This is a genomic window from Kribbella sp. NBC_00482, assembly GCF_036013725.1.
Lineage (GTDB): Bacteria > Actinomycetota > Actinomycetes > Propionibacteriales > Kribbellaceae > Kribbella.
Genome location: NZ_CP107881.1, coordinates 7475408 through 7487625 on the forward strand (window position 1 = coordinate 7475408; position 12218 = coordinate 7487625).

Sequence of the window (12218 nt, forward strand, 5' to 3'; positions counted from 1 at the left end):
TCAGCCGCAGTGCCACCACCGCGAACCACGGGATAGAGCTGTGTAGCCCGCGGTAGGGGGTCTGGCCGGACCGTGGTCTCTGCCCGGAAGCACAGACCTCCCGTACCGTGAGCAAGGTGGACGCCATCCAAGCCGCGCCACCACCTCCGCTGAGCCGCTGGCAGTCGACGTGGCGCTACCTCTTCGCCATCGTCACCGGCGGCGGCTTCTGGATTACGAGCTACTACAACACGTACGCCGGACAGATCGGTGCGCTCTGGGCCATCGATCTGCTGCTCGGAGTAGTCAGCGTGGTCCTGATGCGCAGGCGACGCGGCAACCCGTTCGTCGTCGCCATGATCGTCAACGCGTTCGGATCGTTCTCCACGGCCGCGTCGGGAGCGGTCGTCGTCACCACCGTGTCCCTGGCGACGCGCCGGCGCTGGCACGAAATCGTGCCAGTCGCGGTCGTGGGCTTCGTCGCCTCGGTCGTCTTCTTCGCAACCCACCCCGGCGCCGAGGACTCGCTGCTGTTCTCACTCTTGTTCACGGTCGTCTTCGTAAGCGCCGTGATCGCTCCCGGCATGTACGTCGGCGCGCGTCGCGACCTGCTGGCAACGCTGAGGGAACGAGCGGATCGCGCCGAACGCGAGCAGGGCCTGCGCGTCGAGCAGGCGCAGGTCACCGAGCGGGCCCGGATCGCTCGCGAGATGCACGACGCCCTGGCGCATCGCCTGTCGCTGGTGGCCTTGCACGCGGGTGCACTGGAGTACTGCCGAAGCCTGAGCGACGCCGAAGTGGCCCAGGCGGCCGCCATCACCCGCAAGAGCGCCCACCTCGCGCTGCAGGATCTGCACGCGATTCTCGGAGTACTGCGAACCCTCGATACCGACGTACCACCGGAGCGACCACAACCGACACTGGCCGACCTCCCGGCACTGGTCCAGGAGGCCATCGGATCAGGCGCGAAAGTGCGGCTGCACAACGAGGTCGACAACCTCGCGGAACCGCCCGACGCAATCGGGCGCGGGGCGTACCGGATGATCCAGGAGAGTCTGACGAACGCTCGCAAACACGCACCGGACACCGCCGTGGACGTGACCCTCAGCGGCCGACCGGGAGGGCAACTGGTCCTTGAGGTACGGAACCCGCTGCGGCTCGGCTCCCCGGTGAGTGCGACGCCCGGGTCGGGGCTCGGCTTGCTCGGACTCACCGAACGCGCCGAGCTGATCGGCGGCCGCCTCGAGCACCTGAGGCTGAACGGCGAGTTCGTGGTCCGCGCCTGGTTGCCGTGGCCGGCATGAGCGCCGCTCTTGGCCGCCCCGTTCGGGTGGTGATCATCGACGACGACGCGCTCGTACGCGCGGCACTCGCCATGATCCTGCGCGACGACGCAACGATCGAACTGGCCGGCGAAGCGAACGACGGCCAGACCGGACTCGACCTCATCGCGCAGGTCGCGCCAGACGTCGTACTGATGGACATCCGCATGCCCCGACTCGACGGCCTCGAGGCTCTCGCCCAACTGATGGGTCGTCCCACACCGCCCAAGGTGATCGTGCTGACCACCTTCGATGCCGACGACTACGTACTACGGGCTCTTCGCGGTGGAGCCAGCGGCTTCCTGCTCAAGCACACCCCGCCGGCGGAGATCGTCGAGGCGGTCCACAAGGTGGCCGCCGGCAACCACATGCTCTCCCCCACCGTGACCGCCCAGCTGATCGCGCGCCTCGGCGCCGATGATCCAGAACCCCAACGCGTCCTCGATGCGCGAGCGCTGGCCGACACTCTCACCTCCCGCGAACGCGAGGTGGCCATCGCGGTCGGCCAAGGCAAGGTCAACGCACAGATCGCCGACGAGCTCTACCTGAGCATGGCCACCGTCAAGGCACACGTCTCACGCATCATGGTCAAACTCCAAGCCACCAACCGAGTCCAAATAGCCAACAGAATCCACGACGCAGACCTCACCTGAGTCAGTGTTGGGGGAAGCAGGCGGCGACGGCTAGTTCGTCGACGAAGTCGTTCATTTCGTGGCCGGAGTGGCCCTTTACCCATTGGAAGGCGACATCGCCGCGTTTGGTGACCAACTCGACCAAGGGCTCCCACAGGTCGCGGTTGGCGACCGGTTTCTTGGCTGAGGTGAGCCAGCCGCGGTCGAGCCAGCCTGTGTGCCAACCATCGCGGAAGCAGTTGACGACGTACGTCGAGTCCGAGACGACCAGCAACGGTCCGTCGTTCGCCCGTACGGCCTCGAGGGCGGCACGGATCTCCATCCGCTGGTTCGTGGAATCAGCCTCGTGACCGGAGGCGTACACGGTCTTCGACGATGCCCAGGCCCAGCCTCCAGGCCCAGGATTGCGCGAGCACGCGCCATCCGTGAACACGGTGTGCGCCCCCACGGGAACGGTCATATCAGCCGGACGAGGACGACGAGCGCGAGTTGGAGACATCAGAGCGAAACCCTACCCCGCTGACGCATCCCGTTCGTGCAGCCCCGGCTACTTCGTGTGGCGCGAAGTAGCCGGGGCTGTTCGCTGCTACGGGTTGTTGGCTACGCCTTCGTCGACCTTGGGGCCGCGGGCGCCGGTGATGGCGGCGTAGCTGATGCCGGCGATTGCGGCGCCGACGATCGGGGCGACGATGAAGAGCCAGACCTGGCCGAGTGCCGAACCGCCGGCGAACCAGGCGACGCCGAGCGATCGCGCCGGGTTGACCGACGTGTTGGTGACCGGAATGCCGACCAGGTGGACGAGTGTGAGTGCGAGACCGATGGCGATCGGGGCGAATCCCTTGGGCGCCCGGTCGTCGGTGGCGCCGAGGATCACGTACAGGAAGAAGGCTGTCAGCACGATCTCGACGATCAGGCAGGCCAGCAGCGAGTAGCCGCCCGGCGACCGGTCGCCGTAGCCGTTGCTGGCGAAACCACTGTCGACGGCGCTGAAGCCGTCCTTGCCGCTGGCAACGGCCAGCAGGATCGCTCCGGCAGCGGTGCCGGCGACGATCTGGGTGACGATGTACGTCGGTACCCATTTCCACTCGATGCGCTTGGCAACCGCGAGGCCGATCGTCACGGCCGGGTTGAAGTGACCACCGGAGACGTGGCCGACGGCGTACGCCATGGTGAGCACGGTCAGACCGAAGGCCAGCGCCACACCGAGGTAGCCGATGCCGACAGAGACCTTGTCGGGGTTGAGCACGACACCGGCCAGGACGGCCGCGCCGCAGCCGCCGAACACGAGCCAAAAGGTTCCCAGAAACTCCGCACCGATCCGAGCCGCAGGACTTGGTGATTCCACGACTGCCTCCTTGTTGACCCCCCGTTGAGTTGAAACCCTACTGTCACAGTAAGGCATCAACTCGTAACAATCGGTGAAATCGAGGGAGGAGATCCCCACCAGCCCTGTCGAGGGTTATCCACAGATTGCGAAGACCGGCTCTTCGAGTGCCCGAAAGTCCATATGTTCTTGGGGCAAGGAGGTGCTCGATGAGTGCTCGCAAGGACAGAGACGGCCGCCGGAGCGACCGTGGAGGCAGCAGACGACACAGCAACATCGACAAGGATCAGCCGCACCTGGTGCTGACGCCGTTGACCGTGCCACAGGCCGAGCGGTTGGTTCGCCTGGCCGAGGCCGCGGTCGCGGAGCGCGGGTTTTCGATGCGGTACGACGGGAGCGGCACACTGATCGCGGTCGGAAACGACGACGATCCGGTGGGCGACGTACCGTCCGCCGGGCTCGCGAATCTCGCGCGCACCGTCAGCGGGTTGCCACGCCAGCAATGGCGATCGGCAGTGGCTGCGCATTTCGACCAGATGCTCCCTGCGGGCGAACGGCCGATGGTCCCCGAAGACCTGGAGAACGAGCTCTACCTCCGGCTGGTCTGCGCAGCCACGATCGAGCGCGGCTGGACCGACGGGGTGCCAGAGTTCGTGCCAGGTGTAGTCACCGCACCGGCGACCTACACAGGGCGAGCCGTCGCGATGCACTTCGACATCGACAGCCTCGGCGTGCCGTGGGAGGAAATCACCCGGATGGGGCTGGCGAACCTGCGCCGTCTCAAGGACGACGTCGAGTTGGTGCGAGATCCGAGTGGCGACGGCGCCGAGGTTGCCATGCTCACCGGCGGCATGTTCACAGCCTCCCGGGCGCTGGTTCTCGACACCGTGCTGCGCGAATCGCTGCGCGTCGAGAACCCTCCGTTCGGTTGCCTCGTGGCCATGCCGGCCCGAGACATGCTGCTCATTCATGTGATGCGAGATCACACGGTGATCAGCGCCTTCGGAATGCTCCTCAATCTTGCCAATTGCTTCTTCGCAGACTCGCCGGGACCTGTGAGTCCGCACGTCTACTACGTGACCGGCAACGAGTGGCAACAGGTGACCGACTACAGCACTGGAAAGGCGCAACTGCAGGCCCGCGGCCGCTTCTCAGAAGCGCTACGCCGCCTCGACGGCGAACTAACCGGTCTACCGCAGGTCAGGTGAGGCGGTGGCGTGGAGGGCGGCGGTGGCGGTGACGACGTCGCACCAGGCTTCGCCGACGCTCTTGAACAGGCGGGGTGCGCCGGGGGTGATGTCTAGCCGGCCGGTGGCGAGTTCGTGGAGGTCGGCTGTGATCGCGTCGGTTTCGGGTACGCCGTCTGCGATCGCGAGGATGATGTCCCCTGCCTGGCCGAGCGCGGAGGCTCGTGACTCGACTACGACGGTGGCCCGGCGGACGAGGTTCGTATCGACCTCGCGGACCGCTGGTTCGTGCGACCCGACAGCGACCACAGTCGCTTCCGGCCGGAGCAGGTTGGAGTCGAACAGCGGCTCGGTCGCCGTCGTACAGCAGGCGACCAGGTCGACGTCCGCGACGTCTTCGGGAGTTCCGGGCCGAGCTGGAAGGCCCTGCCCTTGAAGCGAGCCAACAAGCGCCGCGACGGCCTCGACCCGGCGCCCCACCACGACGACGTGGTCCAGCGGACGCACCGCGTTGATCGCCAGGGCATGGCTCAAGGCCTGCGGCCCGGTCCCGAACACCAGCAGCGAGTTCGAGTCCGTGGTCGACAGCCGACGTACGGCGAGGGCCGAGACACTCGCCGTACGTCGCAACGTGAGCGACTCGGCGTCGATGACGGCGACCGGTCGCAGCGTCGGCCCGTCGAAGGCGATGTGGACACCCTGGATCCGGGGCAGGCCGCGGGCCGCGTTGCCGGGATTGACCGACACGACCTTCACGCCGACCTGCGCCCCGACCTCGCCGGGCATCAGGATGAGCTGGCCGCCGGATACCTCCACGAACGTGCGCGGCGGCGTGTTTCCGGTCCCGGTGACCAGGGCGGCATCGAGTGCGTCGATCGCCTGCGTCCAGCCAAGCGTGCGCTCGAGGGCTGCCCTGTCGATGAACCTGATGCTGTCCGGCATGGATCTCCTAAACGACGCGTCCGCCCTGGATGACGATCCGTTGGGCAGCCGGATCCCACAGGCATTCAGGCTGCTCCAACGGGTTGCCCGAGACTACGAGAAGGTCCGCGATCGCCCCGGGCCGGACCACGCCGAGGTCCTCCAACCCGAGCAGGCGGGCGTTCACGGAAGTCGCGCAACGCAGTGTGTCGAGGATGCCGAGAACCTCGCTCTGCAGACGCAATCCATTGAGCTGCTCCTCCTCCAGCTCACCCATCAGGTCAGTGCCGAACCCCACCGGAACCCCCGCAGCGACAGCGAGCTCGATCGCCTGCCGACCCGCGTCGAGCACCTCCCGGTTCTTGGCCAGCGACACCGCGGCCATCCCGAGCTCCACGCCGCGCCGATCCATCGCGTCGTACGCCGCCAACGTCGGAATCAGGAACGCCCCGTGCTCAGCCATCGCCGCAGCCGACGCGCTGTCGAGGAGGTTGCCGTGCTCGATCGACCGTACGCCGTTGCGCACCGAGTGCACGATCGCTTCCGGCGAGTACGAATGCGCCGCGACGTAACTCCCCCGCCGGGCCGCCTCCGCGGTGACGGCGCGGATCTCGTCCTCGGAGTACTGCGGGATCCGGATCGGGTCGGTCAACGACACGACGCCGCCCGAGGTCATGATCTTGATCGCGTGCGCGCCCTGCCGGAAACGCTCACGGACCGCGCGACGCAGCGGGTCCACCCCGTCGACGACCTCGGTCGTGTGACTGTGGCAAGGACACGTGTCCCAGTGCGCCGGCCGTGCGTCGCCGTGCCCACCGGTCTGGCTCAGCGCCGGCCCGGTGAACAGGTACCGCGGCGCCTCCAGCCGGCCCTCGGCGATCGCCTTCGCCAGCCCGGCCTCACCGCCCGCGACATCGCGGATCGTGGTGAAGCCGCGGCGCACTGCGTTGCGCAACCTGCCGGCCGCGACGATCGCTATGTAGCTCAGCGGGCTCGCTTCGATGTCGACCATGTCCAAGCTGATGCCGTACGGATGACAGTGCGCGTCGATCAGCCCAGGCAGAACTGTGCCGCCCTCGGCGTCGACCACAACAGCGCCGTCCCCAAGGTCCCCTGTGTCCCCTCTGTCCCCTGTGTCCCCTGTGTCCCCGACCGCGACGATCCGCCCGTCCCGGACAGCCACCGGCCCGTCCACGAGCTCGGCATTCTCGCCGTCGAAGACAGTCGCATTCGTCACGATCAGCGTGCCTTGAACAGAGCGGCGGTCATTGACCAGCACGTCATCCTCCTTGAGATTCGGTGGGCAGAAGCAGTGGCGCCATTGTCAGCGCGAGGTGCAAGGTCAGGCGGTCCTCACCGCGGTGCAAGTCGAAGCCCGTGATGGTCTCGATTCGGCGGATACGGTAGTACGCCGTCTGACGGTGGATGGCGAGCTCCGTTGCCAGTTCTTGGATGTTGCCGGCCCGGTCCAGGAACACCTGCGCCGTCCGGACCAGCTCACCGCCCGCGTCGAGCAGCCGCTGCGCCCGCGGATCGAGTACGGCGTCCACGAGCGCCGATCGCGGACCGCAGGAGATCAACCGGTGTACGCCGAGCTGCGACCAATGAGCGACCGCGCCGAGACGCGGCACAGCGGCCAGGATCTTGGTGGCGCGCATGGCCTGTTCGTGGCTGGTCCGCGCGTGGGCGACACCGCGCTGCGGCTCGCCGACCCCGACCAGCAGCCGCGCCGCGGCCTGATCGCCGAGGCGCTGGGCGTGCAACTGCCGGAGCCGGTCGATCGCCTGGTCGATTAACGACATCCGCTCGTTCGCGAGGTCCACGAGCAGCGTCGTGAAGCCTTCCCCGGAGGTCGCGAGCACATGGCGCGGCAGTGACCAGAGATTGAGCGGCACGACCTCGCGCGACGGCTGCTCTGCATGGACGACCACGACGTACGCCGTCCGCTGGACCAGCCCGCGGCTGTCGAGCTCTTCGACCGCCCGCCCCGAGACCGCGTCGTCAGGTGCCAGCAGGTTGGTGAGCAGCAGCGACGCGTCGCGACTCCCGCGGGCGCGTTGCGCGAGCAGAGCGCCCGCGTCCCGTGCGATCGCGGCGGTCGCCTCGAGTTGCGTCGGCGTACCCAATCCGCCTTCTGGGTCGAGCAGCCAGAAGTATCCGTACGTCACGCCGTTCCATCGCACGGGCAGGCACAGCCGCGGCAGGATGCCGAGGCTCGGCTCGGCCGGAGTGCGGACCGGGCCGGCCGCCGTGGCGATGCCGAACTGCTCGAACCAGCTCCGGACGTCGGTCGTCGAACGCCGCCGCAGGATCGACCCCGCCCGGACCGCGTCGATCTCGTCAGGCTGCGTGTTGAACGCGACCAGGTTGAAGTCGCGGTCCTCGAGCACGGCCGGCGTACCGAACGCGTCCGAGATCGCGCCGACCAGGTCATCGAGGTCCATCCGACCAGCTTAGACATTTGTATGACGATCTGCCGCATCGGATCTGTCAGCTGGATAACGCCCACGAGGCGCGATGGTCCTTACAGTGCACTCACATCCTGACCCGGAGGAGTCCGCCGTGCTTGGTACCGCTCTGCTCGCCGCATCCCGCAGCCGTCGCGTCCGGGCCGCCGTCACCAAGTCCCCGGTGACGCGCAAGGTCATCACGCGCTTCATCGCCGGCGACGACGTGTATGCCGCCGTCGACACCACCCGGCGGCTGACCTCCGGCGGCTTCGCGGTGACCCTCGACCACCTCGGCGAGGACACGCTCGACCGCGCCCAGGCCGAAGCCACGCGGGACGCATACCTCACCCTGATCGAGCTGCTGGCGGACCAGGGGCTCTCGACCAACTCCGAGGCATCGCTCAAGCTCTCCGCGATGGGCCAGGCACTGCCCGGTGACGGCGAAGCGCTGGCCGCCGAGAACGCGTACGCGATCTGCGCCGCGGCCTCCGACGCCGGCATGACCGTCACCCTCGACATGGAGGACCACACCACGGTCGACTCCACGCTCGGCATCCTGGCCGAGCTGCGCAAGGACCACCCGTCGGTCGGAGTCGCGCTGCAGGCGATGCTGTACCGCACCGAGGCCGACTGCCGCGACCTCGCCACCACCGGGTCGCGGGTACGCCTGGTCAAGGGCGCATACGCCGAGCCGAAGTCGGTCGCCCACCCCGCGAAGAGCGACGTCGACCGCGCGTATGCCCGCTGCCTCAGCATCCTGATGGCCGGACTCGGCTACCCGATGATCGCCAGTCACGACCCGCGCATGATCTCGATCGCGCAGGCGCTCGCCACGCAGCACGGCAAGGGTCAGGACGACTTCGAGTTCCAGATGCTCTACGGCATCCGGCCGAGCGCCCAGGAGCAGCTCCGCTCGCAGGGGTCGCGGGTGCGGATCTACGTCCCGTACGGCGACGACTGGTACGGGTACTTCATGCGCCGCCTGGCCGAGCGCCCCGCCAACGTCGGCTTCCTGCTCCGCTCCCTCGTCACCAAGTAGCGCGGATGTCGCATTTCGTGGTGCGCTGATCGTCATACACCTGAGGGCGGACAGCCGAGTCCGCCGAGGAGGTGACGGCACGGTGCTGGAAGACGACACGAAACGGGCAGCGCAGCGCGCGCTGGTGGATCGGATCCTGACCGGCGACGGCAGCGCATCTGCCGAGCAGCGGGCGCAGGCGTTCAACAACGAGGGTCTCGCCCCGCCGTTGAGCACGCTGATCGACAAGATCACTCGTACGCCGGTACTCGTCAGCGAGACGGACCTGGCTGTAGCAGGCTGCACCGAGGACGAAGTGTTCGAGCTGGTGATCTGCGCCGCGGTCGGGCACTCGACACGCCTGTACGAAGCCGGACTGGCGGCGCTGGCCGAAGCGATCTCCGAGGAGGCGCCGGGCCATGCATCTTGACATCCTCAACCACGGTTACCGGCTCGGCACGAAGCTGATGTTCGCGCTCATCCGGCTGTTCTCCGGACAGCCGCTCCCGGACGCCGCGAAGCTGACGTTCTACCGGTCCGACTTCTACGGCAACCCGGCCAAGGAGTTCACCCACGAAGCTCTGCGCGGGCCGTCCGACTGGTCCGTCGGCGACCGTGAGCTGATGGCGGCGTACGTGTCCAAGCTGAACCAGTCCGCCTTCTGCGTGGGCGCCCACACCGCGACTGCGAGCCTCGCCTACCAAGACGCTCCGCGGGTCGCGGCGATCCTGGACGACCTGGAATCGGCGTCGATCGATGAGCCGCTCCGGGCAACGCTGCGCATGCTCGGCAAGTTGATCCGCACCGGACGCGTCGACGCCGACGACCTCCGTGAAGTCCTGGCCGCCGGTGTCTCACCCCAGCAGGTCAAGGACGCGCTCGCGGTGTGCGCCGCGTTCAACACGACCAGCCGCCTCGCCGACGCCTTCGGCTTCGAACTCCTCACCCCGAAAGGCTACGAAGCAGGAGCCAAATACCTCCTCAAACGCGGCTACCGGTAAACCGCCTCACGCCTTAGGTGCCTCAGGCAACTCGACGTGCCGAACCTTGTAGTCGCCCTTGGTCACAGGGGCGAACGGGGCCGGGGCCATGCACGTTCCCACGGGGGATTCCTCCCACTCGCCCTGCGGGTTCTGGTTCAGGTTGACGACCGTCCAGGACAGGCCGACGCGGTCGTGCCGGCCGTTGTCCTGGACGCTGAAACCGAGGCGCTGGCCGACCCAGTCCTGGATCGGCTCGTCCGCCCGGGTGATCTTCGCAGTGAGGGTGGCCGTGCCGGGCGCAGTGACGAGGCAGTCGACTGTTCCCTCGGCACGGATGGTCTGCTTCAGGGCGGCGACATAGTGCGAGATTTCGACCGTGCCGCGCGCGTCGGTCGGCAGACCCTGCGGCGCACCGGGGATCGGACGGGTGTACGGCGTCGCCGTGGCGTCGAACGCGAAATGCCGGACGTCGTCGTCCGGATGGAACGGCAGCATGAAGTCGGCCGCGCCGGACACGCGCGCCACCTTCGCCTTGGCCGGTTCAGCCTGCGCGGTGGTGATACCGGCGACAGCAGTCGCACCGACAACGGCCAGAACAGCGAGCTTTCCCATGAGGTTCATACGACGATCCTCTAGAACCGCCCGCCCCGAGCCCTCCCCCACAAGAGGGGACCGTCTCCCCCACAGGTATCTGCTAACCCGCAGGAGTTGTCAGTGCCTCGGCTATGCGTTGGCGGGACCTGTAGTAGTGGTTCGGGTCGAGGACCGGGCGGTTGAAGCGGAGGGTTCGGTCGGGGTCGATGAGGTCGAGGGCTGCCGCGTTGCCGTGGGCGGCGCGTACTGCCTGGAGGGCGCGGTGGTCCCACATTGCTTGTGCGAAGACGCGGTGGCGGAGCGACGGCCAAGGCCTGCCGTCCGGGCCGGGGTAGACAGCAAAGGGGTCGCCGGACGGGAACGCACCGCCGGCCGAGGTGTCCGCGAACGGATCCACCCGCCGGATCGAGTACTGGGTGTACCAGAAGTTGAATCCCCAGTGCAGGAACCCGTCCACACCGGCTGCGAACAACTGGTGCCCGATCGCCCGGTTCCGCGCCGAAGGCATCCCGATGAACCGGTTGGCCACATCGCGGTCCTGACTCACGCAGTAGTACACCCACATGCGTTCCGGCCGCTCGGCCAGGAACGGCTCCACGTGATCAGTCGCGACGACGGGCACCTCCACGGCGCCTGACGTGTAGAAGGAGTGCTCGCTGAGGGCGTCGACGACCGTCCAGCCCTTCAGGAGATCGGCGACGACAGCCTTCGCCGCGAGGTAGCTCGCCAGCCCGTCCTCCCCCGACGGCTCGTCGGAGATGTGGAAGACGACATGGTCGCGATCCCATTCCTCGTCGAGCACGACCTGCAGCGCCGGCAGCAGCGCTTCCATCAATTCCCGATACCGTCCGTCGGTCGCGGGCACGTCCCACCCGAAGACGCGCTCCTCGCCCACCACGACGCCGGGCGTGGCATTCGCGCCCCACTGGGTGAAGAGATGCGCGACCTCGACCCCGGTGATCCCGGTACGGCGGCACAGGTCGAGCCAGCGCCGCAGTCGATCGAACCCGAACGCGTACCCGTCCTCGGTCGCCGTGATGTCGATCAGCTGGACAACGGTGCGGTACGTACCGACCGCGGTGTCGAGCGGCGGCGTCCAAACCGGCGCGAGCAACGACGTCGCACCCATCTCGGCCGCGGATGCCATGAAGCGCTCCACGATGGTCCAGTGCTCTTCGCTGAACACCTCGACGCCGTAGTGGTCCGCGAGCGAGTCGAGGTGCATCCAGTGACTCGACACGATGTCGAGCGGCGGCAACTCGACCCCGGTGAGCTCGACGGAGACCGCCGTACGGTGCAGCTCGGAGCCGTCTGGCGCGCTCAGCACGATTGTGAGTTCATGTACGCCGGCACGCGCCGGATCGGTCGTGGTGACGTCGAACCACAACGCACTCCAGCTGCCGAACCGCACCGGTGCTTCGCCGTTCGGCACCGGGCGCAGCACATCCGGGTAGAGGCCAGGCTCGTCGAACTCGTACCCGTCGTCATGCCCTGGGAGGGCGACGAAGGTGCAAGGCACGAGGTCGACACTCGACACGGCGACCAGGTCCGCTGCCGCGCCCTCAACTCGCACCCGCAGCGGGCGCGAGTCGCGGAACTTCGGCTCGAGCGGAGGGCGGTACGCGAGCTGGAACGACGCGGGCTCACCGAGGAAGGCCTGGAACCGGGTTTCGGCGGACACCGGGCGCGGGTCCCGCACCGGGTGCACCTTCACGAGCGCATCGCAGAGCACGAACTCCCACTTCGCGGTCACTTCGGACCACTCCTTCCGACCGGCACGTCATCCAACGCTCATGCGTAATAGTGGA

At 67.8% G+C, this 12218-nt stretch carries 13 protein-coding genes; 6 read left to right on the top strand and 7 right to left on the bottom strand.

Annotation, left to right across the window (positions count from 1 at the left end; genetic code table 11):
- Positions 1-116 precede the first annotated feature (116 nt).
- A complete protein-coding gene (locus tag OHB24_RS36230) occupies positions 117-1283 on the top strand; it encodes a sensor histidine kinase (protein ID WP_327635423.1) in 1167 nt (388 codons plus the stop codon).
- Positions 1280-1954, top strand: a complete 675-nt coding sequence (locus tag OHB24_RS36235; RefSeq protein WP_327635424.1) for a response regulator transcription factor — start codon at positions 1280-1282, stop codon at positions 1952-1954. The genes OHB24_RS36230 and OHB24_RS36235 overlap by 4 nt, the downstream gene beginning before the upstream one ends.
- Position 1955: 1 nt before the next feature.
- Here OHB24_RS36235 and OHB24_RS36240 read toward each other — a convergent pair whose 3' ends face one another.
- Together OHB24_RS36240 and aqpZ are read right to left on the bottom strand one after the other, a co-directional pair.
- Complete coding sequence (locus tag OHB24_RS36240; RefSeq protein WP_327635425.1) at positions 1956-2393, bottom strand: ribonuclease H family protein; 438 nt, start codon at positions 2391-2393, stop codon at positions 1956-1958.
- Between the two features lie 126 nt (positions 2394-2519).
- Positions 2520-3278: an aquaporin Z gene (gene aqpZ, locus OHB24_RS36245; RefSeq protein ID WP_327635426.1), complete on the bottom strand. Its 759-nt coding sequence runs from the start codon at positions 3276-3278 to the stop codon at positions 2520-2522.
- Between the two features lie 188 nt (positions 3279-3466).
- On the opposite strand from aqpZ, the gene OHB24_RS36250 reads away from it, so the two are divergent.
- Positions 3467-4465 carry a hypothetical protein gene (locus OHB24_RS36250; protein WP_327635427.1) on the top strand — a complete coding sequence of 333 codons (999 nt, stop codon included), beginning with the start codon at positions 3467-3469 and terminating at the stop codon, positions 4463-4465.
- Here OHB24_RS36250 and OHB24_RS36255 read toward each other — a convergent pair.
- From OHB24_RS36255 to OHB24_RS36265, 3 genes are read right to left on the bottom strand one after another with little or no spacing between them, the layout of a single operon-like run.
- A complete protein-coding gene (locus tag OHB24_RS36255) occupies positions 4448-5386 on the bottom strand; it encodes an ornithine cyclodeaminase family protein (RefSeq protein WP_327635428.1) in 939 nt (312 codons plus the stop codon). The two genes, OHB24_RS36250 and OHB24_RS36255, sit on opposite strands and share 18 nt — an antisense overlap.
- 7 nt (positions 5387-5393) lie before the next feature.
- Positions 5394-6644 (bottom strand): metal-dependent hydrolase family protein, encoded by a 1251-nt coding sequence (locus tag OHB24_RS36260; RefSeq protein WP_327635429.1) that lies wholly within the window; start codon positions 6642-6644, stop codon positions 5394-5396.
- 1 nt (position 6645) lies between these two features.
- Positions 6646-7809 (bottom strand): PucR family transcriptional regulator, encoded by a 1164-nt coding sequence (locus OHB24_RS36265; RefSeq protein WP_327635430.1) that lies wholly within the window; start codon positions 7807-7809, stop codon positions 6646-6648.
- A 118-nt stretch (positions 7810-7927) separates the two neighbouring features.
- On the opposite strand from OHB24_RS36265, the gene OHB24_RS36270 reads away from it, so the two are divergent.
- The 3 genes from OHB24_RS36270 (at position 7928) to OHB24_RS36280 (ending at position 9834) form a co-directional block, all read left to right on the top strand.
- The gene (locus OHB24_RS36270; protein ID WP_327635431.1) at positions 7928-8854 is read left to right on the top strand and encodes a proline dehydrogenase family protein; all 927 of its coding nucleotides are present in this window, start codon (positions 7928-7930) and stop codon (positions 8852-8854) included.
- A gap of 82 nt (positions 8855-8936) precedes the next feature.
- Positions 8937-9263, top strand: coding sequence for a hypothetical protein (locus tag OHB24_RS36275; protein WP_327635432.1), 327 nt, complete (start codon positions 8937-8939; stop codon positions 9261-9263).
- Positions 9253-9834, top strand: coding sequence for a carboxymuconolactone decarboxylase family protein (locus OHB24_RS36280; RefSeq protein WP_327635433.1), 582 nt, complete (start codon positions 9253-9255; stop codon positions 9832-9834). Before OHB24_RS36275 ends, OHB24_RS36280 begins: the two co-directional genes overlap by 11 nt.
- A 6-nt stretch (positions 9835-9840) precedes the next feature.
- On the opposite strand, the gene OHB24_RS36285 is transcribed toward OHB24_RS36280, so the two are convergent.
- Together OHB24_RS36285 and OHB24_RS36290 are read right to left on the bottom strand one after the other, a co-directional pair.
- On the bottom strand, positions 9841-10437 hold the full coding sequence (locus OHB24_RS36285; RefSeq protein WP_327635435.1) for a hypothetical protein: 597 nt from the start codon (positions 10435-10437) through the stop codon (positions 9841-9843).
- Positions 10438-10510: 73 nt separating this feature from the next.
- On the bottom strand, positions 10511-12163 hold the full coding sequence (locus tag OHB24_RS36290) for a DUF4091 domain-containing protein (protein ID WP_327635436.1): 1653 nt from the start codon (positions 12161-12163) through the stop codon (positions 10511-10513).
- Between the last annotated feature and the right edge of the window lie 55 nt (positions 12164-12218).